Raw genomic sequence first — 23,276 nt, 5'->3', positions numbered from 1 at the left:
CGCCGGCCGGCGTCGTTCGGGTCAGGCGGTCAGTGGCGCAGGTCCCCCTGCTGGACCTCGCTGCCGCGTGCCTCGTCGCCCGCCTCCGGGGAGGTCGGGAGCGAGCCGGGCGTGTGCGCGTGTGCGGCCCTGAACTCCTCCTCCCCGAGCTCTTCAGGGCTCTCGCCACCGATCGCGAGGTCGCGGGACTTGGAGACGGCCACGGCGGCGATGACGATGACGATCGCTGCCGCGGCGATGCCGTAGCGGACGGGCGAGTTCTTGTCGTCGCCGATCGAGAGCGTCACGATCGCCGGCGCGATGAGCACCGAGACCAGGTTCATGACCTTGATCAGCGGGTTGATCGACGGACCTGCGGTGTCCTTGAACGGGTCGCCGACCGTGTCACCGATCACGGTGGCGGCATGGGCGTCGCTGCCCTTGCCGCCGTGGTGGCCGTCCTCGACGATCTTCTTCGCGTTGTCCCACGAGCCACCGGAGTTGGCGAGGAACACGGCCATGAGGGCACCGGTGCCGATCGCGCCGGCGAGGAAGCCGGCGAGCGGCCCGATACCGAGCCCGAAGCCGACCGCGACCGGCATGAGCGCCGCGAGCAGGCCGGGCGTCGCGAGCTCGCGCAGCGAGTCCTTGGTGCAGATGTCGACGACCTTGCCGTACTCGGGCTTGGTGGTGCCCTCCATGATCCCGGGGATCTCGCGGAACTGGCGACGCACCTCGAACACGATGGCGCCGGCGGCCCGGGTGACGGCGTTGATGGCCAGGCCGGAGAAGAGGAACACGGTCGCGGCACCGATGAGCAGGCCCACCAGGACGCTCGGGGTGACGATCTGCAGGTCGAACGCCGTGAGCTGTGACTGGATCTCGGTGATCTGGTCCTGGCTCAGCGCACCCGACTGCGCCTGCTGCTGCAGGCCCTGGATGATCGGCTCGTAGACCGACTTCCAGGCGTCGCTGTAGGAGCCGAACAGCGCGGTCGCGGCCAGCACGGCCGTCGCGATCGCGATGCCCTTGGTGATGGCCTTGGTGGTGTTGCCGACCGCGTCGAGGTCGGTGAGGATCTGCGCGCCCTCCCCGTCGACGTCGCCGGACATCTCCGCGATGCCCTGGGCGTTGTCGGAGACCGGGCCGAAGGTGTCCATGGCCACGATGACGCCCACCGTGGTGAGCAGGCCACAGCCCGCCAGCGCGATGAGGAACAGCGACAGGATCACCGAGCCGCCACCGAGCAGGAAGGCGAGGTAGACCGCACCGCCGATGATGACCGCGGTGTAGACCGCGGACTCGAGGCCGACACCGATACCGGACAGGACCACCGTGGCCGCACCGGTGAGCGATGTGCGCGCCACGTCACGGGTCGGGCGCTTGTCGGTGCCGGTGAAGTAGCCCGTGAGCCACAGGATGATCGCGGCGAGGACGATGCCGATGACGACCGCCATGACCGCGGTACGGCGCGGGTCGCCGGCCAGCTGGGTCACCGACTGGTCGCTCGAGCCCAGGCCCGAGAAGGTGTCGGGCAGGTAGAGGTAGGCGGCGACCGCGGACAGCACGGCCGCGATGACGGCCGAGATGTAGAAGCCGCGGTTGATCGCCGACAGGGCGTTCTCCCCCGGGCGGACCCGGGTGATGAACACGCCGATGAGGGCGGTCACCGCGCCGATGGCCGGCACGATGAGCGGGAAGACCAGGCCGTAGGCACCGAACGCGGCCGAGCCGAGGATGAGGGCGGCGACGAGCATCACGGCGTAGGACTCGAAGAGGTCGGCGGCCATGCCGGCGCAGTCGCCCACGTTGTCGCCGACGTTGTCGGCGATGGTGGCGGCGTTGCGCGGGTCGTCCTCGGGGATGCCGGCCTCGACCTTGCCGACGAGGTCGGCACCCACGTCGGCGGCCTTGGTGAAGATGCCGCCGCCGACGCGCATGAACATGGCCAGCAGGGCCGCGCCGAAGCCGAAGCCCTCGAGCACCTTGGGCGCGTCGCCCTTGTAGAAGAGCACCACCACGGAGGCGCCGAGCAGGCCGAGGCCCACCGTCGCCATACCGACCGTGCCGCCGGTGCGGAACGCGATGCGCATGCCGGAGTCGCGGTCGCCGTCACGGGCGGCCGAGGCCACGCGGACGTTGGCCTTGACCGCCAGGCTCATGCCGAAGTAGCCGATCGCAGCCGAGAACAGGGCGCCGACCACGAAGAAGCCGGAGCGTCCCCAGCGGACTCCAGCGGTGTCGGCGGGGAGCAGGAGCAGCAGGCCGAAGACGAGGACGACGAAGACTGACAGCGTCTTGAACTGGCGGGCGAGGAACGCCTGCGCACCTTCCTCCACGGCGGCGCCGATGTCCTGCATCTTCTCGGTGCCTGCGTCGGCCGCCAGGACCTGCTGGCGGAAGAAGACACCCATGACCAGTGCGATGGCCGCGATCACGGCCACGCCGATCACCAGGGTGAGATTGGTGCCGTCGAGCTGCAGGTCTGCAGCTGCGGCGGGCGCTAGGCGCGTCATTCCATCCTCCTCGATGGGGAAACCTGCGGGATCGCCCACGGACACGTCAGGGCGACGCGCCTCTCGAGGGGACGATGCTCGCGAGGGTAATGCACGTCACACCGATTAGGAGGGCCGGTGAGCCACGTCACAGTGAATAACTCGGAGAACTCCGACGGACGGCGCCGCAGAGGAGGTTCGGCGCGAGTCGCCGCAGGTCAGGCCGTCAGTCGACCGGCCGGTCCGGCCCTGGGTCAGACGGTGGAGGCGGCCGTGGCTCAGACGGTGGAGGCGGCGGTGGCCTCGTCGACGCTCGGGTAGATGTGGAACACCTTGTCGAGGCCGGTGATCTTGAAGACCTTGAGGATGCGGTCCTGGGCGCTGACGATGCGCAGCGAGCCGTTCTGGCCGCGGACCAGCTTGAGGCGGCCGACGAGGACGCCGAGGCCGGTGGAGTCCATGAAGGTGACGTTCTCGAGGTCCACGACCAGGCTCGTGCGCCCGGCGGCGACCTGCTTGTCGAGCACCTCGCGCAGCAACGGCGCGGTGTAGACGTCGATCTCTCCCGCCACGTGGACGATGGTCACGGCGCCCTGCTCGCTGCTGGAGACCGACAGGTCCACGGTCACCCTTTCCCTCGACGTCATCTCGCGTGGGCGACCGGCAACACCGTCGGCCCTCGGGATTACCGTAGCGGCAATGTCCATCCCCGCCCGCACCGCGTCCGCCACCCGCCCGGGCTTCGACCCGGACGCGGCCCTGGCGCGCCTCGCGGCGGGCGACCGCGCGCCTCGACTGCGCCACGTCCACGAGGTGCCGGCCCGGGCGGCGCAGCTCGCCGACTGGCCCGACTGGGTCGACCCGTCGGTGTACGCGGCGTGCGCCGGGACGGGGGTCACCTCGCTCTGGTCGCACCAGCGCGAGGCCGCCGACCTCGCCCACGCCGGGTCCCACGTCGTCATGGCGACCGGGACCGCCTCGGGCAAGAGCCTCGGCTACCTCCTGCCCGTCCTCACCGCCCTGGTCGAGGGGTCGACGGCTCCCACCGGCCGCGGGGCGACCGCGCTCTACCTCTCCCCCACCAAGGCCCTGGCCGCCGACCAGCTCGCACGGGTGCAGGGCCTGGCCGTCCCCGGTGTGCGAGCTGCGACCTACGACGGCGACACCCCCACCGAGGAGCGCCGCTGGATCCGTGACCACGCCCAGCTCGTGCTGACCAACCCCGACCTGGTGCACCACTCGCTCCTGCCCCTGCACGAGCGGTGGGCGCCGTTCCTGCGACGGCTGCGCTACGTCGTCATCGACGAGTGCCACGTCTACCGAGGCGTCTTCGGCTCCCATCTCGCCGCCCTGCTGCGCCGCCTGCGCCGGGTCTGCGCGCGGTACGGCGCCTCCCCCACGTTCGTCCTCGCCTCCGCCACCGTGCGCGACCCCGGTGACCACGCCACGAAGCTGGTGGGCCTGCCGGTCACGCCGGTGACCGGGGACGGTTCGCCGCGGGAGGCCATGACGTTCGCGCTGTGGGAGCCCGGCACGCTCGAACCGGGCGGCGCAGCCCCCCTCGTTGACGACCCTGGCGAGGTCGACCTCTCCGGGGAGACGCCTGCGCGCAGGTCGGCGACCTCCGAAGCGGCCGACCTGCTGGCGGAGCTGGTCGAGGCGGGCGTGCAGTCGGTGGCGTTCGCGCGGTCCAGGGCCGGGGTCGAGGCACTCGCGACGAGCTGTCGACGGACCCTGGAGGAGGTGCAGCCCCACCTCGCCGGCGCCGTCGCCGCCTACCGGGGCGGCTACCTGCCCGAGGAGCGGCGCGAGCTCGAACGCGCCCTGCGGACCGGTCGGATCCTGGGCCTCGCCGCCACCAACGCGCTCGAGCTGGGCATCGACATCAGCGGTCTCGACGCCGTGCTCCTTGCAGGCTGGCCGGGCACGCGCGCCAGCCTGTGGCAGCAGGCGGGGCGTGCCGGGCGGGCAGGCACCCGGTCGCTGGCCGTGTTCGTGGCGGCCGACGACCCGCTCGACACCTACGTCGTCAACCACCCCGAGGTCGTCTTCGGCCAGCCGGTCGAGAGCACGGTGCTCGACCCCGGCAACCCCCACGTGCTCGCCCCTCACCTCGCGGCCGCTGCTGCCGAGCTGCCGCTGCGGGAGGAGGACCTGGCCATGTTCGGCCCCGGTGCCCGGGGGCTGCTCGACGCCCTCGTCGCCCGCGGCATCCTGCGACGCCGGCCGCACGGGTGGTTCTGGGCCCGCAGCGACCGGGCGAGCGACCACGTGTCGCTGCGCGGCGCCGGTGACGTCGTCGGCATCGTCGAGAAGCGCACCGGTCGCGTGCTGGGGACGGTGGACGAGGCCTCGGCACACTCGCAGATCCACACCGGGGCGGTCCACGTCCACCAGGGCGACACCTACGTCGTGACCGAGCTCGACCTCACCACCGGCACCGCGACGGCGGTGCGCGGCGACCCGGGATGGAGCACGTTCGCGCAGTCGGTGAGCGCGTTCGACATCGTCGGGGCCCAGCGGTCGGTGACGTGGGGTCCGGTCGAGGTGTCGTTCGGGACGGTGCGGGTGCACACCCAGGTCACCAGCTTCCTGCGGCGGCTGCCGGGCGGGGAGGTCCTGGGCACGCACCCGCTCGAACTGCCCCAGCGCACGCTGACCACGAAGGCGGTCTGGTGGACCATGCCGGTCGGGTGGCTCGCCGAGGCCGGCGTCGCCGAGGTCGACATCCCCGGGGCGGCCCACGCTGCCGAGCACGCGGGCATCGGCATGATGCCGCTCGTGGCGACCTCCGACCGCTGGGACATCGGCGGCGTCTCGACCGCCCTGCACCCCGACACCGGGCTGCCGACGATCATGGTCTACGACGGCCACCCGGGCGGTGCGGGCTTCGCCGAGCGCGCCTACGAAGCGTTCGGGACCTGGCTCACCGTCACCCGGGACACGGTGCAGGCCTGCCGTTGCGAGACCGGGTGTCCTGCCTGCGTGCAGTCCCCCAAGTGCGGCAACGGCAACGAGCCGCTCGACAAGGCCGCCGCCGTCCGGCTGTTGTCCGCCGTCCTGCGCCACGCTCCCTCGACGGACTGACCGGCCGCGAGTCGGGCCCGCGGCACGGCCCCTCCGACGGCTTGCGACGACCTTCTTCGAGGGGCGCTCCAGCACCGACGGGCAGACGTCGCGAACCGGGCATAACCGCAGGTTGAGGACTAGTGTCGAAGCGCGACGGCGCAGACTGCGCCCGGATCTGGAGGTAATCCCGTGGTTCTCATCGGACTGCTGTTAGTGCTGGTGGCCATCGCCGCCGCGGTCCTTCTCGTCATGGGTGCCCTGCCCCTCGACACCACCGCCACCCTCGAGCCCAGCATCTTCAAGTTCGAGCTGACACCGCTCGCCCTGCTCATCGCCGGTGCCGCCATCATGCTGCTGCTCTGGCTGGGTCTCGGCATGATCCGGGGCAGCATGAAGCGCCGCCGTCGGCCCGGCCGAGAGGCCAAGGAGGCACAGCGCCGCGCGGAGCTCGAGGAGAGCATCCGCGCCGACGAGCGCGCCCGGGCCGACGAGACCCACCAGGGCGCCCTGGCCGAGCGCGACCGGCTGCACGACGATGACCTGCAGACCAAGCTCGCCGAGCGTGACCGTCAGCGCGACGACGAGTTCCGCAGCCGCGAGCGCGAGATCGAGGACCGCGTCCGGGCCGAGGAGCGCACCAAGCTCGAGCGTGAGTTCGCCGGACGCCAGGCCACCGCGGGGGCGCCGGTTGCCGCAGGGGTCGCCGGAGCCGGCGCGGGTGCTGGGGCGGGCGCGGCGTACGCCGACCGCGAGCAGTCCTCGCGGGCCCACGACGGGTCTGCCGACGAGCGCCTCTACACCCAGGACGACCGCACGCGTGACGACCCCGCGCACGGGGACGTGGCTCGTGACGGTGCAACCCATGACGACCTCGGTCGCCACCACGCGATGCGTGAGGACCTCGTTCGCGAGGACCGCGACGGCGCCGACGGCACCCACCTGGCCGACGACGGGACGCCGATCGGGGAGCACGACCCGGCGCAGCAGGAGCACCGCCCCGTGCACCGCACGATGGCCGACAAGCTCATGGGTCGCGACCCCGAGCGCAGGGACTGAGCCGCCACGGCGCCGCATCCGTGCGGCGGACGCGGAGACCACACACCGATCACGGCGCGGGCCCAGCCCGCGCCGTGATCTGTGCCCGGGCAGGTGTCGTGCCGGGCAGCACCAGGCCCACCTGTCTCTCGGCGACCAGGGTCACCGAACCGTCGGCGGCGACCATGCAGGAGACCTGACGGGCCGCGTTGCGCGCGACGACCTCAGCGCCCCGAGCGCACGCCCGGCCGGCGTCACCGGAGGCCTGCACCGAGGCCGCCGCGGCCAGCGCCCCCAGGTCGGCCGCCGCCCGCGCCCTGTGCGCGGCCCCGGCGGCCGAGGCGAGCGCCAGCGCCGCGACGAGCAGCATGACGAGCACCCCCGCGCCGCCGAGAGTGGCGACCGTCGCGCTGCCGGCCTCTCGGAGCCGCCGACGTCGCGTCCCTGCGCCGGCCCACTTGCGTCGGGTGTCGCGGCTCATGGGACCCCCGCCGGTTGGCCAGCATCCTCGCGGGCCGCCACCGCGGACGAGCGCGGGGTCGCTGCGGACCCCAGCCAGCCCAAGGCTGCCGGTGCCGCCCCGCGCACCGACACCTCGACGACGTCTCCCGACCCGCCCAGCGCGAACTCGGCGCCCGCGGGTGCCAGAGGTCGGCCGAGAGCCAGGGCATCCCCGTCGGAGTCGCCGCGAGCCAGGGCTCGAGCCGTGGCGCGAGCAGCGTCGATGCACCGGAGCTGGTCCATGGCCGCCGTGACCGCCGACAGGGCCAGCACCAGCACGAGGAGCAGGGCCGGGATGGCGACGGCGAACTCTGCTGTCACCATCCCGCCCTCTCCTCTCAGCCTGCCGCGCCCAGGGCTGCGGTGATGACCGCGGCGAGCGCCGACTTCACCCCGCCGGACCGCACCACCGCCAGCAGCACCGCGGCGAACGCGCACGCCGCGAGCGTGCCCACCGCGTACTCCGCGGTCGTCATGCCCGCCTCGGCGCCCTGCCGGACCCGTGTGAACCGTCGTGCCAAGTTGCATCTCACGTCGCACTCCTTCAGTTGGTGACTGGTGACTCGGGGACCGTGCGCCCCCACTGCTCCCAGTCCAGCGCCGGCCGAGCGCACGAGCCAGAGCCGGCGACGGCGCTGTGGACGGGGTGGGCCGACAGGAAGGGCTGTGGACACCCGTCCCCGCGCGGGAGTGCCTTGGGCAGGCGGTCACCGCGAACCCTCGATGACCGTGCGCGCGAGCGCGAGGACCACGGGCACGACGGCCGTGCAAGCGAAAGCGGGAAGGAAGCCGAGCCCCAAGGGCAGCACCAGCAGGACGCCTGCGCGCGAGGCCCGCCGCTCCCGGTCGCGCTCGAGTTCCTCGCGCAACCGGAGCGCCGCCTGCTCGACGAGGGAGGCCGGGGCGGCGCCGGTCTCGTCGGCCACCACCCACGCCAGCTCGGCAGGGCGCCACACGTCACCGGCGTAGGACCAGGCCTCCCGCGCCGTGCGGCCCCAGCGCAGGGCCGCCACGACGGCGGACAGGTCGCGGGCGACCTCGTCCCCTGCCCCGGGTCGCACCTCGTCGAGGGCCTCGACGAGACCGAGCCCCGCCCGCAGTGCGAGCGCGAGGAGGACCAGCGTGTCGGCGACCTGATCGACCGGGGCCTGCCCGTGAGCGCTCCTGCGAGGGCGCAGGCGAGCGGCGAGGCGGCTCGTCGAGGCGGAGCCGCCGAGACCGCGCGACGACCCCGACGACCGCGGCGACCGCGGCGACCGTTCAGGCGATCGTGACGGCGACCGCGACGGTGGCCGGCCCGGCCACAGCGCCACGGCCAGGACCGCGAGCGTGGCCGCGGCGACGCCGAGGGTCACGCAGCCGCCCTGGCGAGGATCGCCCGGCTCCATGACCAGGCGACGAAGGCCAGGACCAGTCCGAGCCCAAGACTCGCCAGGGCCAGCGGCGACTGCAGGTAGAGCTCTCGTGGAGCGACCCCGCAAGCCAGGCCGACGACGGGCCCACTCAGGGGCAGAAGGGTGAGCACCATCATCGAGGCGCGTGGTCCGGCAGCCGCGCTCGCGAGGCGCTGACGGGTGCGTTGACGAGCCCGCAGCACCTGCTCGGCGGCACCGAGGGCATCCGCGAGGGGCGCGCCCGTCCGCTCGCTGAGGGCCCAGGCCCGGGCCACGAACGCGGCTGCCTCCCCACCCGCCTCGTAGTCGCGCCAGACCTCGGACACGTCGTCGCCGGAGCGCCCCGCATCGACGAGGCGAGAAGTGAGCTCACCCACCACTCGGTCGTCGGCGACAGCGGTGGTGGCTGCGGCGATGCTGGAGGCTGGCGAGACGCCGACACGAAGTGGTGCAGCCACGAGCGACAGGAGCTCGGCGAGCCCGGCCTCCACCTCCCCCGGGCTCGCGACCACCGTCCGACGTCGCCCCGCCGCAGCAGAACCCGGACCGCGCGAAGCCGTCCCGCGACCGTCGCGAGCGGGCCGAGCAGCCCTGACCCGCGCCCCGGACCCGGGCCACAGCAGGACCGACGACACCACGAGCGCCACCACGACAGGTACCCAGCTCACCGCCCCGCCCCTCCGGCGAGGTGGTCCAGCAGCGGCCAGCCCGGACCCCTCGAGCCGGTGACGGCGTCCACGGCCACCTCGCTGACGACCTCGGCGCCGGTCCAGCGCAGCACCGAGACCGAGGACACGCGTCGACCGGCAGGGCCGCGTTCGACGTGGACGACGACCTGCAGGGCGCTCGCGAGCTGCCGTTGCACGGCGTCGCGCGGCAGCCCCGCCAGCGCCCCGAGGGCGTCGAAGCGGGAGGGGACGTCGGCGGGAGCATTGGCGTGCAGGGTGCCGCACCCGCCCTCGTGCCCGGTGTTGAGCGCAGCAAGCATCTCCCGGACCTCCGGCCCGCGGACCTCCCCGACGACCAGGCGGTCCGGCCTCATCCGCAGCGCCTGACGGACGAGATCGACGAGCCCCACGGCACCGTGGCCCTCGACGTTGGCGCCGCGGCCCTGCAGCCGCACGACGTGCGGGTGGGCGATGCAGAGCTCGCGGACGTCCTCCACGACGACGAGCCGCTCAGCCGCCGGCACCTCGGCCAGCATGGCGGCGAGCAGCGTGGTCTTGCCGCAACCAGTGCCACCGGTGACGACGTAGGACAGGCGCCGATCGACCACAGCGCGCAGCAGCCGCTCCACGGCGGGGGTGAACATGCCGGTGCCGGCGAGCGAGGCCAGGCCGTCGGCGCGGGCCCGGGCCGCCCGCAGGCTCACATGGGCGCCCCCGTCGACCAGCGGCGGGAGGATGGCGTGCAGGCGCAGGCCACCGGGCAGCAGCCCGTCCACCCAGGGCTGGCTCTCGTCGAGCCGGCGCCCTGCCAGTCCCGCGAGCCTGACCGCGAGCCGCCGCGCAGCAGCAGGGTCCGGCAGGTCCAGCGGCCAACGCTCCAACCCTGCTCCGCGGTCTGCCCAGACCGAGCCGTCGCCGTTGACGAGGACGTCGGTGACGGTCTCGTCGTGCACGAGGCCCTCCAGCGGGCCCAGGCCGAGCACCTCGGCCGCGAGCGCCTGCCTCGCCGCCCGCGCACCGTCGAACCCCAGGTGCACCGCACCGGTGGTGGCCACCGCTTCGACACCGTCCTCGTCCGGCGACTCTCCTCGGCGGATCCGCGCCGCGATGCGGTCCGCCTGCGCGACTCCACCACCGCCGTCGACGGGCGTCATGCCGGGACCCCGACCAGACCGCACTCGAGGACCACCTGGTCGGCGGTCGCGCTCACGGCTCCGCCGGCACGGCTGCCCGGAGGCCGCCCACGGTCCGCGTCACTGACGGTCCTGGGGTCGTCCCGCAACACCCCCGCCAGCGGCAGGTCGAGGTGCGCTGCCACCTCCTCCGGGCCCACCTGTTCGCGACGCGCCGCGCGCAGCACGAGGCGCACGACCGCTTCGCCCGAACCCGCGAGGCCGGCGGCACACGCACCGGCGTCGGCGAGCTGGCGTGCCGACGAGCCGCAGACGAGCACCACGTCCGTGCAGAGCGAGGCCCACCGGGGCGACGTCCCCAGGTCCAGCACGGTCAGTCCACACACCCCCGACAGGGCCGAGACCCCTTCGACCACGACCGGGTCGGGCAGCGCCAGCCCTCCACCGACGGGGCCGTGAGCAGGCGCGTCCCGCGAGCTCCCTGCGGCCAGGAACCGCACAGGTCCCTCCGCCGGGAGGGCGGCCAGCAGGTCGGCCCCGTCGATCCGGCCCCGGGCGCCGGCGAGGTCTGCCCACCGCAGCCCGGGCAGGTGCTCGACGCAAGCGGTCACGTCCACGCCTCCAGCCCCGAGGACCAGGTCGACACACGCCACCGCCCCTACCAAGGGTGCAGCGCGCAGGGCGAGGGCGACGGCCAGGGTCGAGGTGCCGAGGCCCCCCGAGGCTCCGATCACTCCGACGACGCGGTGGCTCATGGCACCCACCTTTGCCCGCGGCACACGCAGGCGTGCCCAGCCGGGTCAGCCCCTGTGGACGGGCCGCCTCGCGGACCGCCGCTGTGGACAGCCGGGAGCGGTCGGTCGACGAGGGCCGCTGGGGGCAACGGCGGCCGGCGAGGGGGCAGCCGGCGAACCGTCGGGGAAAAGGGGACGGCCCCGGTCGGGGGGACAACCGGGGCCGTCGACGCGCCGTGCTCCGGGGGGGAGGAGCAGGTGCGCCGGTCCGCTCTACCCTTGCGGGGAACGAACACGATCATCGTGGACCATCAAGCGTTCAACCGCAACTCGTCTGCCCAACTTCGGTGGGTCGTTCTTCAGGCTCGGTTCAGGTGGTCGGCCCCAGTGCCGCCGAACACCAACAAACGTCCGCAACCGACATGACGATGGCACCCCGCCGGAGCGGGGTGCCATCAACCGTGACCCTCCTCGGGTGACCAGGCGTGCTTCCTGTAGTTGTCGCACCGGGACGAGCCCGTCACGATCGGTCCACCAGTGGACTGCCCGCGCGTGGGTACCCGAGTCGGATCACGGTGGTCGTCGGACTCGCGTGCGTCGACGTCACTTCAGGTGTACTCCGGCGCGCAGCCAAAGTGAACCCTTGACTTTCCTGCCCCGCCGGGCGTTCGTGGGCCGTCGCGGCGTGTCTCCCGGACTACCCATCGGTACGCAGCCCGGCCGGGCCAGCAGGCCCCAGGTGCCCGGGTCAGCCGCTACGTCAGCCGGCCGGCCCGGACCGCGTCGCAGATGTCGGACCCCTGCTCGGCGGCGGCCACGAGGGCGGAGGCGCAGTGCTCCAACCACAGGCCCACCCCGGCCCGTGACCCGGTGCCGTATGCCGCGAGCGCGCCGAGGTAGGCGGGCCCACCCTGCGTGGCGTGCCCGGCCTCGGTGACGGCGACCCCGGTGGGGTCGAGGCCGCGTGCCTGGACGATGGCCCGCTCCAGGGCGCGGGCGACGACGCCGTTGCCGCGCACGAACGGCCGCAGCACGGCCACCTCGGCGTGCGCCACCGCGGCGACCACGAGCGCGGGCACTCCGTCGGCCGCGGCCACCGTCAGGACCTGCACGAGGCCGTCGAGCCGCGCCCGCAGCTCCTCGGCCTCCGGGGCCGGGCCCAGGTCGGACAGCTCGGTACTGGTCTCCCCTGCGACGCGCGGGCGCCCCAGCTGGGCGTCGTCGACGAGCCCGGAGGCGGCCGCGACGTGCAGCCGGGCGAGGGCCTGCAACGGCGCAGTGGCCACCAGCGAGCGGACGTGCTCGCTCTCCGCGGTCGCCTGCACGGCGCCTCTGGCGACCTGCTCGACGGGGTCGGGCGCGAGGGGCCAGCGAGCCGCTCCGCGCATGACGTCGCGCACGAGGTCGAGGGGAACGGTGGCACCCTCGAGCGCGGCGCTCGCCTGCGCACCGCGTACACGTGACTCGGCGGAGGCCTCGGGGATCCGGCGCCGCAGCGCCTCGTGCCAGCGCAGCTGCTCGCACGCGGTACGGGCTGCGGCGACGCGCTCGGAAACGCCGGGGAGGTCGGCGAGGGCACGCAGGGCGTCGGCGGGGTCAGGCACGACCAGCAGCCTAGGGTTCGTCCTAGAGTGCGCATGTGTCGGGCAGCTTCCACCTCCCCACCGCCATCGTGGTCGCCGGCGGGATGCTGCTCACCTACGCCCTGCTGCGGCTGCTGCGGCACGGCCGGAGCGGCTCGCGCGGGTTCGTCTCCGACGTCGACCACGCGACGCACGCCACCCTGCACACCGCGTCCCTCGCCGCCCGGCACCTGCAGGACGGCCTGACGCCGGAGGGCACCGCGAAGGCCGCGCGCCACCTGCGCCAGCTGCTGGGCGCGCCCGCGGTCGCCGTCACGGACGCCGCCTCCCTCCTGGCGTGGGACGGCGCGGCCGACCACCACGCGGCCCACGCCCGGGCGGACGCCGAGCAGGTGCTGCGTACCGGGCACACCATCGTCCTCGGCCCCGGCGAGGTGACCTGCTCCGATCCCGACTGCCCGGTCCGGGGCGCCGTCGTGGCACCGGTGGTGACCGGCGACCGGGTCGTTGCGGCCATCGCCGCATACGGTCCGCACGCCTCAGCAGGGCTCGCGCGGGCCACGGAGGAGGTGGCCGGCTGGATGGCGACGCAGGCCGAGCTCGCCGACCTCGGGCACCAGCGGACGCGGGCCATGGAGGCCGAGCTGCGCGCGCTGCGGGCCCAGATCAGCCCCCACTTCATCTACAACTCCCTGGCAGCGATCGCCTCGTTCGTGCGCACCGACCCCGACCGCGCGCGCGACCTGCTGCTGGAGTTCGCCGACTTCACGCGCTACGCCCTGCGCCGCGGGGGCGCCTTCACGACGCTGGCGGAGGAGCTGCGCAACGTCGAGCGCTACCTCGTGCTCGAGCAGGCGCGGTTCGGTGACCGGCTGCGCATCTCCCTGCTCATCGCCCCCGAGGTCCTCCCGGTCACCGTGCCCTACCTCGCGATCCAGCCCCTCGTCGAGAACGCCGTGCGTCACGGGCTGGCCGGCAAGGAGGGCGGTGGGCACATCAGCATCGTCGCCACGGACGAGGGCGCCGAGGCGGGCATCAGCATCGAGGACGACGGCGTCGGGTCCGACCCGCAGGCGATCCGCACGGTGCTCGACGGGCGCTCGGGCGCCGACCACGTCGGGCTCGGCAACGTCGACGCGCGGCTGCGCCAGGTGTACGGCGACGAGTTCGGGCTCGTGGTCGAGACGGCTCCCGGGGCGGGCACCAAGGTGAGCTTCCGGGTGCCCAAGTACGCCCCCGGCGTGCACGCCACCACGTAGGCTCTGGCCATGGCTGGCGCCCCCTCCGGCGAGCCGGAGCCCCGCCGCCCGCGCGACGCCACCGTCGGCCCCGCGGGCACTGCCCTGCGCGCCCTGGTCGTCGACGACGAGCAGCCCGCCCTCGAGGAGCTGAGCTGGCTGCTGCGCCAGGACGAGCGGATCGCCCAGGTGCGCACGGCCGGCAGCGGGGCCGAGGCGCTGCGGGCCCTGGAGGCCGGCGACATCGACGTGGTGTTCTCCGACATCTCGATGCCGGGGCTCGACGGCATGGACCTCGCAAGGGTCATCGCCCGCTTCACCGAGCGCCCCCAGGTCGTCTTCGTCACGGCCCACGACCAGCACGCGGTCGACGCCTTCGCCGTCGACGCCGTCGACTACGTCATGAAGCCGGTGCGCCCCGACCGGCTCTCGGAGGCGGTACGCCGCGTGGTCGCCTCGGTGGAGCCCGTCGCCACGGGCACAGGTCGTGGGTCGGCAGCACCGGCCGACGCGGACGAGACGATCCCGGTGGAGCTGGCCGGCGTCACCCGCTTCATCACCCGCAGCCAGGTGCGCTACGCCCAGGCGCAGGGTGACTACGCCCGCCTGCACACGCCGGCCGGTTCGCACCTGGTGCGGATCCCCCTCAGCACTCTCGAGGAGCGTTGGGCGGCAGCGGGTTTCGTGCGCATCCACCGCAGCACCCTGGTCTCCCTGGCCCACGTCCGGGAGGTGCGGATGGAGCACGGCCGGTGCAGCGTCGTCCTCGACGACGTCGAGCTCCAGGTGAGCCGCCGGCACACCCGCGAGCTCCGCGACCGGCTGCTGCGTCCGGCAGCCCGGGTCGACCAGTGACCCGGTGAGTCCTCGAGGCCCTGGCGACGTGCCGGTGGACGACGCCGACGGCTCTGCACCCCTACGGGTCCGGGTCACCAGCACCCGGCGGGACGCCACCCTGCGCGGCGACGTGCGCCCCCTGACGCGCGAGATCGACGAGCAGAGCAACCTCGGCGAGGTCTACATGTCCGGGCTGATGTCCGCGCAGCTCCGGCTGGCCGGGCTGGTCCTGGCCTTCGGGGCGGTGGGGCTCGGTGGCCTGCCGCTGCTCTTCCTGCTCGTCCCTGCGACCCGGACGCTCGAGATCGGCCGGGTCCCGTTGCCCTGGCTCGTGCTCGCGGTCGTCGTCTACCCCGTCGCGCTCGTCGTCGCCCGCTTCTACGTGCGCCAGAGCGAGCGCATCGAGGCCGAGTTCTCGGCCGCCGTGGGGCGCCGGTGAGGCCGTGAACACCGCATACGGTCTCGTCGCCATCGCCCTCGTCTGCACGGTGACGCTCGCCATCGGGGCGTTCGGGCTGCGGCTCTCGCGGACGACGAGCGACTTCTACGTGGCCGGCCGCACCGTCACGCCATACCGGAACGCCAGCGCCATCGGCGGCGAGTACCTCTCTGCCGCAAGCTTTCTCGGCATCGCGGGGCTGGTCTACACCAACGGGCTCGACATGCTCTGGTTCCCCGTCGGCTACACCGTCGGCTACGTCGTGCTGCTCGTCCTCGTGGCCGCACCGCTGCGCAGGTCCGGCGCCTACACGCTGCCCGACTTCGCCGAGGCGCGCCTCGAGAGCACCGTCGTCCGCCGGCTCTGCTCGGTGCTCGTCGTCGCCATCGGCTGGCTCTACCTGCTCCCCCAGCTGCAGGGCGCCGGCCTGGCGCTGGGCGCGGTGACCGGGGCGCCGAGCTGGGTGGGCGGGCTGGTCGTGGCGTTCGTCGTCGTGGCCAACGTCGCGGCCGGCGGGATGCGCTCGATCACCCTCGTGCAGGCGGTGCAGTACTGGGTCAAGCTCACCGCGATCGCCGTGCCTGCGTTCGTGCTGCTGGCGATCTGGCTGCGCGACGGCTCGCCCGCTCCGGCCATCGCCGCGCAGGGCACGGGGTGGGCCGAACCGCTGGGCGGCCTTGCAGGACAGGGCCACCCGGTCTACTCGACCTACAGCCTTTTGCTGGCCCTGGCGCTCGGGACGATGGGGCTGCCGCACGTGCTCGTCCGCTTCTACACCAACCCCGACGGCCGCGCGGCCCGCCGCACGACCCTGACCGTGGTCGCCCTGCTCGGCGCGTTCTACCTCTTCCCCCCGCTGTACGGCGTGCTGGGGCGCGTGTACCTGCCGCTGCTGCCCGACGGCGTCGCCCCTGACACGCTCGTCCTGCGGCTGCCCGGGGTGATGACACCGGGGACGGGCGGCGAGCTGCTGTCGGCGGTGCTGGCGGGTGGCGCCTTCGCGGCGTTCCTGTCGACCGCCTCCGGCCTGACGATGTCGGTCGCGGGGGTGCTCGACCAGGACCTCCTGCGGCGACGGCTCGGGCGCGTCACGGGCGACGACTTCACCGTGGTGCAAGGGTTCCGCCTCGCGACCGGACTGGCGGTGGTGGTGCCGTTCGTCGCCTCCCGGGTCGTCGAGCCGGTGGGGCTGGCCACGATGGTGAGCCTGGCGTTCGCCGTCGCCGCGTCGACGTTCTGCCCGCTGCTCGTCCTCGGCTCGTGGTGGCGCGGCCTGAGCACGGTCGGGGCGGCCTCGGGACTGGTGGTGGGCGGCGCCTGCGCGGCCACCGCGGTGGCCGCGACGGTGCTGGCAGGCCCCATACCCGGCTGGTCGGGAGCCCTGCTCGGCCAGCCCGCGGCGTGGTGCATCCCCTTGGCGTTCGCCACCGCCGTCGTCGTCTCCCTGGCCACACCGGGACGCGTCCCGCGGCACACCGCACGCACCATGGTCCGCCTGCACACCCCCGAGGACCTGGCGCTCGACCGCGACTGAGTGGCGGCCGAGGTGCCGTTGGTCGCGGCCGGGCGACCGTTCGGCGCAGGACGAGCGTCCACCCGCCGACCGCACACCCCGTACGGCGCGGGGACCCGCGCCGTACCTCCCGCACCGGTGTCGTCCCCGTCACAGTGGCGCACGGGCCGCCCACCACGGCCACTGCGGTCGTCTCGCACGCCGGCCGCGCCACGTCAGCCACCTGGAGGTGTCCCGTGAGCAACGACGCTCGCACGGATCACGACCCCTTCGTCGACCTGCAGGGGTCGCCGGAGTTCGACGAGCTGCGGACCCGCTTCCGCCGGTTCGTCTTCCCCCTCACCGGGCTGTTCCTCGCCTGGTACTTCCTGTACGTCCTGCTCTCCACCTACGCGCCGGGGTTCATGGGCACCAAGGTGTTCGGCAACATCAACATCGGCCTCATCCTCGGCCTCGGGCAGTTCGTCTCCACCTTCGTCATCACGATCGTCTACGTGCGCTGGGCCGACAGGGAGTTCGACCCGCGCGCGGCTGCGCTCGCCAAGACCATCGGGGAGGACCACCGATGAGCGCCCCCACCGCCGTTCCCGCGCTCGTGCCGGCCGCCACCAACGTGGGCAGCCCTGCTCTCAACATCACGATCTTCGGCATCTTCGTCCTCATCACGCTCGGGATCGTCATCAGGGCGTCGAAGAACAACCGCAGCGCGGCCGACTTCTACGCCGGTGGCCGCGCGTTCACCGGCAGGCAGAACGGCATCGCCATCGCCGGTGACTACCTGTCGGCGGCGTCGTTCCTCGGCATCGCGGGAGCCATCGCCCTCAACGGCTACGACGGCTTCCTCTACTCGATCGGGTTCCTCGTGGCCTGGCTCGTGGCGCTGCTGCTCGTGGCCGAGCTGCTCCGCAACGCAGGCAAGTACACGATGGCCGACGTCCTGTCGTTCCGGCTCAAGCAGCGTCCGGTCCGCATGGCCGCGGCGATCTCGACGCTCGCGGTCTGCTTCTTCTACCTGCTGGCGCAGATGGCCGGCGCCGGCGGCCTCGTGGCCCTGCTGCTCGGCATCGACGACAAGGCCGGCCAGTCGCTGGTCATCGCCGTCGTGGGCGTCCTGATGATCGCCTACGTCCTGATCGGCGGCATGAAGGGCACGACCTGGGTGCAGATCATCAAGGCGGTCCTGCTCATCATCGGCGCTGGCGTGATGTTCCTGTGGGTGCTCGGCAAGTTCGGGCTCAACCTCAGCACGCTGCTCGGCGACGCCGTCCAGGCCTCCGGTGGCAAGAAGGTGCTCGACCCGGGTCTGCAGTACGGCAAGAGCGGGCTGACCAAGGTCGACTTCATCTCGCTGTCGCTGGCCCTGGTCCTCGGGACCGCCGGCCTGCCGCACGTGCTCATGCGCTTCTACACGGTGCCGTCCTCGCGCGAGGCCCGGAAGTCCGTGGAGTGGGCGATCTGGCTCATCGGCATCTTCTACCTGTTCACCCTCGTGCTCGGGTACGGCGCCGCCGCCCTCGTGGGCCCGAAGGCGATCGCCGCCGCGCCGGGCAAGGCCAACTCGGCCGCGCCGCTGCTCGCCTACGAGCTCGGCGGGGAGCTGCTGCTCGGCATCATCTCGGCGGTCGCGTTCGCGACGATCCTCGCGGTCGTCGCCGGCCTGACCATCACCGCGAGCGCCAGCCTCAGCCACGACATCTACAACTCCGTCATCAAGGAGGGCACGGCCTCGGCCGAGGACGAGGTGAGGGTCGCCCGCATCACCGCGGTCGTCATCGGCATCTTCGCCATTCTCGGCGGCATCCTCGCCAACGGGCAGAACATCGCGTTCCTCGTCGCCCTCGCGTTCGCCATCGCGGCGTCCGCGAACCTGCCGACGATCCTCTACTCGCTGTTCTGGCGGCGCTTCAACACCCGGGGCGCCCTGTGGTCCATCTACGGCGGGCTCATCACGGCGCTGACGCTGATCGTCTTCAGCCCCGTGGTGTCGGGCAAGCCGGTCGACGCAGCCACGGGCAAGTCGCTGTCGATGTTGCAGGGCACCGACTTCCACTGGTTCCCGCTCGACAACCCGGGCATCGTGTCCATCCCGCTGGCGTTCGTCCTGGGCTGGCTCGGGACCGTGACCAGCAAGGAGCACAACGCCGCGAAGTACGCCGAGATGGAGGTGCGCTCCCTCACCGGCCACGGTGCCGAGAAGGCGACCACCCACTAGGTGACGCGGGTCCGGCGTCGCGCCCGACCCGCCCGCAGACCACGGTGCCGCGTCCCCGCACAGGGGGCGCGGCACCGTGCACGTGAGCCGCGGTCAACCACGGCGGGCACGAGGACGTCATTGGGGTGTCCGAAGGGAGGACGCCATGCACACCACCCACCGCACGACCCGCCTGACCGTCCGGTCGCTCGTCGTCGCCGCCGCGCTCGGGGCCATCCCCGTCACCACCACCCTCGCCGCCCCGGCGACCGCGACCACCACTGCGGCCACCACCGCGACCACCACTGCGACCAGCACGGCCACCACGGGCGCCGTCACGGCGCCGTACTGCGGCATCGCCTGGGGGTCGCTCGCCAAGTCCAACCGCACCATGGCCGCGGGACCGGTCACCGGCGTGAGGTCCGGACGCCACACCTGCTACGACCGGCTCGTCGTCGACCTCAAGGGAAAGCCGGCCGGCTACACCGTGAAGTACGTGACCAACGTCTACACCGAGGGGCAGGGCAAGCTGGTGCCCCTGCGGGGTGGCGCCAAGCTGCTCGTCGTCGTCAACGCCCCGGCCTACTCCCCGAACGGGTCCGCGGCGTTCACGCCGCGCAACCCCAGGGAGGTCGTCGACGTCACCGGCTACACGACGTTCCGGCAGGTCGCCTGGGCCGGCACCTTCGAGGGCTACACCTCGATGGGCCTGGGGGTCCGGGCGCGGCTGCCGTTCCGGGTCTTCCGGCTCGACGACGGCACCACGAGCCGGCTCGTCATCGACGTCGCCCACCGCTGGTGACCCCACCGGCCGACGACCAGCCGGGCGCGCGCGGAGCCTTTCCGAGCACGGCGTACCGCGCCGGGGTCCGAGGTTGGTCGTCCGCCGGTCGTCAGGCCGTGGAGGAGTTACGCCGCCGCAGGACACCGCGCCCGACCCTGAGCGCGACGACGACGAGGGCCAGCACCGCGGCGGCGACGTACCAGCGCGTGGAGGAGGTCAGCAAGGCCTGCGAGTGCGTCCACCACTGCGTGCGCACGAAGTCCCACGCGGCGTCGGCGACCGAGCGCGCCTGCTGGCCGACCGGGACTCCCCCGCCGCCTGGGCGCACGAGGTCCCAGCCGTAGGACAGGGCCCTGCCGAGGAGGGCGAACACCAGCCAGGTCAGCACGAGGCGCACGAGGCTCAGCAGCGTCGGCGCGACGCGCTGCCAGGTCGCCACGGCGAACGGCAGCGCCAGGGCGAGCGCCAGTGCCAGGCCGCGGGGCCAGGTCGCCGGCGAGAGCCCCGCGACGACCGCCAGCACGGTCGCCGCGGCGAGCGGGCCCTTGGAGCCACGCGCCCCGAGGAGGATCCCGGCGAGGGCGGCGCTTCCGAGGAGGGCCGCCAGGACGGCCTGCTCGTGCGGGTAGCGACCGGTCGGGGTGTCGACCAGCCACCCGAGCCCGCTGGCGAGGACGACGACCAGCAGCCTCGGCCACGGCGAGCGCACGACGAGGGAGACGGACGCTGCGGCCGCGGTGGCCCCCAGGAAGAGGGCGTCTCCGGCGAAGACGTCGAGGGGCAGGTGCGGCCAGGGGCGCAGGCCGAGGAACCCGACGGGCCACCACAGTGCCGCCCCGAGGAGGATGGAGACGTACGGCCAGGCGCGGCGGTGCAGCAGAGGGCGTGCAGGTGCCGCGGGCGTGGGACGGGACCGGTCCGACGTCGTCGTCGTGGTGGTGGACACGGCCTGCAGGCTAGCCGCTGGGCGAGGCCCGGGGGCCGCCGGACGCCCCCGCCGACCGCTCCCCTTGCAGACCGGACCGGTATGCGGGTTGGCTGGGAGCAGCAAGCCACCGATGTCTTCACCCCTTCCCAGGAGGAACCGTGTCCGAGAGCGGGACCACAACCCCGACCACGAGCCAGTCGACGGAGCGGGACCTGTCACCCTCGCCCGAGCTCGCGGCCCAGGCCAACGGCACGGCAGAGCTGTTCGACCAGGCCGAGGCCGACCACGAGGGTTTCTGGGCCACCCAGGCGCGCGAGCGGCTCACCTGGGCCAAGGACTTCGACAGCACGCTGGACTGGAGCGGGGCGCCGTTCGCCAAGTGGTTCGTCGGTGGTGAGCTCAACGTCGCCCACAACTGCGTGGACCGGCACGTCGAGGCAGGCAATGGCGACCGCGTCGCCATCCACTTCGAGGGCGAGGGCGGGGACACCCGCACCATCACCTACGCCGACCTGCAGAAGGACGTGGCCAGGGCGGCCAACGCGCTGGAGTCGCTCGGCGTCTCCAAGGGCGACCGGGTCGCGATCTACCTGCCGATGATCCCCGAGGCCGTCGTCGCCATGCTGGCCTGCGCCCGCATCGGCGCACCCCACTCGGTGGTCTTCGGCGGCTTCTCCGCCGACGCGCTGCGCACCCGGATCACCGACGCCGAGGCCAAGGTCGTCATCACCGCCGACGGCCAGTTCCGCCGCGGCAAGCCGGCGCCCCTCAAGCCCGCCGTCGACGCCGCCGTCACCGGTGAGAGCCCGGTGCACAAGGTCGTCGTCGTCAAGCGCACCGAGGGCGAGGTCGCGTGGGACGACGACCGCGACGTCTGGTGGCACGACGTCGTAGACGGCGCCAGCGACCACCACGAGGCAGTCCCCCACGACAGCGAGCACCCGCTGTTCATCCTCTACACGTCCGGCACCACGGGGAAGCCCAAGGGCATCTTCCACACCACCGGCGGCTACCTCACCCAGGCGGCGTACACGAACTCGGTGGTGCACGACGTGCACCCGGAGAGCGACGTGTACTGGTGCACCGCCGACATCGGCTGGGTCACCGGCCACAGCTACATCGTCTACGGCCCGCTGGCCAACGGTGCGACGCAGGTGATCTACGAGGGCACCCCGGACACCCCGCACCAGGGCCGCTGGTGGGAGATCGTCGAGAAGTACAAGGTCTCGATCCTCTACACCGCGCCCACCGCGATCCGCACGTTCATGAAGTGGGGCGACGACATCCCCGCGAAGTTCGACCTGTCGTCGCTGCGCGTCCTCGGCTCGGTCGGCGAGCCCATCAACCCCGAGGCGTGGCTCTGGTACCGCAAGCACATCGGCGGCGACTCCGCCCCGATCGTCGACACGTGGTGGCAGACCGAGACCGGCGGCATCATGATCAGCCCGCTGCCCGGCGTCACGACGCTGGAGCCCGGCTCGGCCCAGCGCCCGATCCCCGGCATCAGCGCCGAGATCCTCGACGACGAGGGCCAGCCGCTGCACGACCCCGAGGCCGTCGGCTACCTGGTCCTGACCAAGCCGTGGCCCGGGATGCTGCGCGGCATCTGGGGCGACCCGGAGCGCTACCGCGAGACGTACTGGTCGCGGTTCGGCGAGAAGTACTACTTCGCCGGCGACGGGGCCAAGTACGACGAGAAGGGGAACATCTGGCTGCTCGGCCGCGTCGACGACGTCATGAACGTGTCCGGCCACCGCCTCTCGACCGCGGAGATCGAGTCGGCGCTGGTGTCGCACCCTTCGGTCGCCGAGGCCGCGGTCGTCGGCGCGACCGACGAGACGACGGGCCAGGCGGTGTGCGCGTTCGTCATCCTCCGCGGCGGAGCCGAGGACCACGGCGACGAGACGGTGCAGGAGCTGCGCAACCACGTGGCCAAGGAGATCGGCCCGATCGCCAAGCCGCGCCAGATCATGGTGGTGCCCGAGCTGCCGAAGACCCGCTCGGGCAAGATCATGCGCCGCCTGCTGCGCGACGTGGCCGAGAACCGCGAGGTCGGCGACGTCACCACGCTGGCCGACTCCTCGGTGATGAACCTCATCAAGGAGGGCATGGGCTCCGGCAAGGAGGACTGAGTCCGACCCGGTCCTGGCCCCTGCCCGCATCGATGCGGGCAGGGGCTCGCCGTGCTCGCGGCCGTCGTTCGACGAGGCACCACCACTCCAGCTGTGTCAGGGTCGAGGCACGATGTCCCGCGCCCGGCGCGGGACCCGCCGAACACGAAGGAGCACGGTTCATGTCTGCTGACGAGAAGGTCGCCAAGGAGCTCGTGGAGACCCTCAAGGACGGCCGCACGGGATTCGCGTCCGCCGCCGAGAAGCTGCGTGACAGCGACCGCCCCGAGGTGGCCGCGACGCTGGAGCGCCTGTCGGAGCAGCGCGCCGCGTTCGCCCGCGACATCGTGGCGATGGGGCACGAGTACGGCGACGACGTCGACAAGAGCGGCACCGTCACGGCTGCCCTCCACCGCGGGTGGCTCTCGCTCAAGGACGCCCTCACCGGCGACGACGCCTCCGGCGTCCTCGGTGCCGCGGTGACCGGCGAGGACCACGCCGTCTCCGAGTACGACAAGGCCCTCGAGGACGACCTCAGTGAGGGATTCCGCTCGGTCGTCCAGCAGCAGCGCGCCGCGATCGTGGCCGCCCGCGACGAGGTCAAGGCCCTGCAGCTGACGTCCTGACCGCAGGCCGGCACGCAC

Annotated in this window: 22 protein-coding genes; 11 read left to right on the top strand and 11 right to left on the bottom strand. The window is 73.1% G+C overall.

The features are described from left to right. Positions 1 to 29: 29 nt before the first annotated feature. Positions 30 to 2,495 carry a sodium-translocating pyrophosphatase gene (locus ASG70_RS07030; protein ID WP_082590235.1) on the bottom strand — a complete coding sequence of 822 codons (2,466 nt, stop codon included), beginning with the start codon at positions 2,493 to 2,495 and terminating at the stop codon, positions 30 to 32. A gap of 257 nt (positions 2,496 to 2,752) precedes the next feature. After that, the gene (locus ASG70_RS07025; RefSeq protein ID WP_056883269.1) at positions 2,753 to 3,097 is read right to left on the bottom strand and encodes an anti-sigma factor antagonist; all 345 of its coding nucleotides are present in this window, start codon (positions 3,095 to 3,097) and stop codon (positions 2,753 to 2,755) included. A gap of 76 nt (positions 3,098 to 3,173) precedes the next feature. Here ASG70_RS07025 and ASG70_RS07020 point away from each other — a divergent pair, with 76 nt between their 5' ends. After that, positions 3,174 to 5,561 carry a DEAD/DEAH box helicase gene (locus ASG70_RS07020; protein WP_056883101.1) on the top strand — a complete coding sequence of 796 codons (2,388 nt, stop codon included), beginning with the start codon at positions 3,174 to 3,176 and terminating at the stop codon, positions 5,559 to 5,561. Positions 5,562 to 5,732: 171 nt separating this feature from the next. Beyond that, entirely contained in the window at positions 5,733 to 6,599 is an 867-nt protein-coding gene (locus ASG70_RS07015) for a hypothetical protein (protein ID WP_156399860.1), read from the top strand. A gap of 49 nt (positions 6,600 to 6,648) precedes the next feature. Here ASG70_RS07015 and ASG70_RS07010 read toward each other — a convergent pair whose 3' ends face one another. From ASG70_RS07010 to ASG70_RS06975, 8 genes are all read right to left on the bottom strand, one after another. Next, positions 6,649 to 7,059 (bottom strand): Rv3654c family TadE-like protein, encoded by a 411-nt coding sequence (locus ASG70_RS07010; protein ID WP_056883099.1) that lies wholly within the window; start codon positions 7,057 to 7,059, stop codon positions 6,649 to 6,651. Next, complete coding sequence (locus ASG70_RS07005) at positions 7,056 to 7,403, bottom strand: TadE family type IV pilus minor pilin (RefSeq protein ID WP_056883098.1); 348 nt, start codon at positions 7,401 to 7,403, stop codon at positions 7,056 to 7,058. Before ASG70_RS07005 ends, ASG70_RS07010 begins: the two co-directional genes overlap by 4 nt. A gap of 14 nt (positions 7,404 to 7,417) precedes the next feature. Then, complete coding sequence (locus ASG70_RS07000) at positions 7,418 to 7,612, bottom strand: DUF4244 domain-containing protein (RefSeq protein ID WP_082590233.1); 195 nt, start codon at positions 7,610 to 7,612, stop codon at positions 7,418 to 7,420. Between the two features lie 174 nt (positions 7,613 to 7,786). Then, on the bottom strand, positions 7,787 to 8,434 hold the full coding sequence (locus tag ASG70_RS06995; protein WP_056883096.1) for a type II secretion system F family protein: 648 nt from the start codon (positions 8,432 to 8,434) through the stop codon (positions 7,787 to 7,789). After that, positions 8,431 to 9,141, bottom strand: a complete 711-nt coding sequence (locus tag ASG70_RS18815) for a type II secretion system F family protein (protein ID WP_162253893.1) — start codon at positions 9,139 to 9,141, stop codon at positions 8,431 to 8,433. Before ASG70_RS18815 ends, ASG70_RS06995 begins: the two co-directional genes overlap by 4 nt. Continuing rightward, the gene (locus ASG70_RS06985; protein WP_056883094.1) at positions 9,138 to 10,295 is read right to left on the bottom strand and encodes a TadA family conjugal transfer-associated ATPase; all 1,158 of its coding nucleotides are present in this window, start codon (positions 10,293 to 10,295) and stop codon (positions 9,138 to 9,140) included. Before ASG70_RS06985 ends, ASG70_RS18815 begins: the two co-directional genes overlap by 4 nt. Then, complete coding sequence (locus tag ASG70_RS06980; protein WP_056883093.1) at positions 10,292 to 11,029, bottom strand: hypothetical protein; 738 nt, start codon at positions 11,027 to 11,029, stop codon at positions 10,292 to 10,294. The genes ASG70_RS06985 and ASG70_RS06980 overlap by 4 nt, the downstream gene beginning before the upstream one ends. 734 nt (positions 11,030 to 11,763) lie before the next feature. Further along, positions 11,764 to 12,612 carry a Fic family protein gene (locus ASG70_RS06975; protein ID WP_056883092.1) on the bottom strand — a complete coding sequence of 283 codons (849 nt, stop codon included), beginning with the start codon at positions 12,610 to 12,612 and terminating at the stop codon, positions 11,764 to 11,766. Between the two features lie 35 nt (positions 12,613 to 12,647). Between ASG70_RS06975 and ASG70_RS06970 the strand changes: the two genes are divergently transcribed. From ASG70_RS06970 to ASG70_RS06940, 7 genes are all read left to right on the top strand, one after another. Further along, on the top strand, positions 12,648 to 13,850 hold the full coding sequence (locus ASG70_RS06970; protein WP_235531380.1) for a sensor histidine kinase: 1,203 nt from the start codon (positions 12,648 to 12,650) through the stop codon (positions 13,848 to 13,850). A gap of 9 nt (positions 13,851 to 13,859) precedes the next feature. Next, positions 13,860 to 14,684 carry a LytTR family DNA-binding domain-containing protein gene (locus ASG70_RS06965; RefSeq protein WP_082590227.1) on the top strand — a complete coding sequence of 275 codons (825 nt, stop codon included), beginning with the start codon at positions 13,860 to 13,862 and terminating at the stop codon, positions 14,682 to 14,684. Positions 14,685 to 14,688: 4 nt separating this feature from the next. After that, on the top strand, positions 14,689 to 15,105 hold the full coding sequence (locus ASG70_RS06960) for a hypothetical protein (RefSeq protein WP_235531378.1): 417 nt from the start codon (positions 14,689 to 14,691) through the stop codon (positions 15,103 to 15,105). 4 nt (positions 15,106 to 15,109) lie between these two features. After that, the gene (locus ASG70_RS06955) at positions 15,110 to 16,639 is read left to right on the top strand and encodes a cation acetate symporter (RefSeq protein ID WP_056883090.1); all 1,530 of its coding nucleotides are present in this window, start codon (positions 15,110 to 15,112) and stop codon (positions 16,637 to 16,639) included. A gap of 215 nt (positions 16,640 to 16,854) precedes the next feature. Continuing rightward, positions 16,855 to 17,187 carry a DUF485 domain-containing protein gene (locus ASG70_RS06950; protein WP_056883089.1) on the top strand — a complete coding sequence of 111 codons (333 nt, stop codon included), beginning with the start codon at positions 16,855 to 16,857 and terminating at the stop codon, positions 17,185 to 17,187. After that, complete coding sequence (locus tag ASG70_RS06945) at positions 17,184 to 18,830, top strand: cation acetate symporter (protein ID WP_056883088.1); 1,647 nt, start codon at positions 17,184 to 17,186, stop codon at positions 18,828 to 18,830. Before ASG70_RS06950 ends, ASG70_RS06945 begins: the two co-directional genes overlap by 4 nt. A 145-nt stretch (positions 18,831 to 18,975) precedes the next feature. Further along, complete coding sequence (locus tag ASG70_RS06940) at positions 18,976 to 19,611, top strand: hypothetical protein (protein ID WP_082590225.1); 636 nt, start codon at positions 18,976 to 18,978, stop codon at positions 19,609 to 19,611. Positions 19,612 to 19,702: 91 nt separating this feature from the next. On the opposite strand, the gene ASG70_RS06935 is transcribed toward ASG70_RS06940, so the two are convergent. Then, entirely contained in the window at positions 19,703 to 20,539 is an 837-nt protein-coding gene (locus tag ASG70_RS06935) for a hypothetical protein (RefSeq protein ID WP_056883087.1), read from the bottom strand. A 140-nt stretch (positions 20,540 to 20,679) separates the two neighbouring features. On the opposite strand from ASG70_RS06935, the gene acs reads away from it, so the two are divergent. Further along, complete coding sequence (gene acs, locus ASG70_RS06930) at positions 20,680 to 22,653, top strand: acetate--CoA ligase (protein WP_056883086.1); 1,974 nt, start codon at positions 20,680 to 20,682, stop codon at positions 22,651 to 22,653. A 161-nt stretch (positions 22,654 to 22,814) separates the two neighbouring features. Further along, complete coding sequence (locus tag ASG70_RS06925) at positions 22,815 to 23,258, top strand: PA2169 family four-helix-bundle protein (RefSeq protein WP_056883085.1); 444 nt, start codon at positions 22,815 to 22,817, stop codon at positions 23,256 to 23,258. Positions 23,259 to 23,276: the final 18 nt, after the last annotated feature.

It is taken from the genome of Phycicoccus sp. Soil748, from assembly GCF_001428025.1.
Taxonomy (GTDB): domain Bacteria; phylum Actinomycetota; class Actinomycetes; order Actinomycetales; family Dermatophilaceae; genus Pedococcus.
The sequence above is the reverse complement of the archived record's forward strand: the minus strand, read 5'-3'. Positions and strand labels throughout refer to the sequence as shown.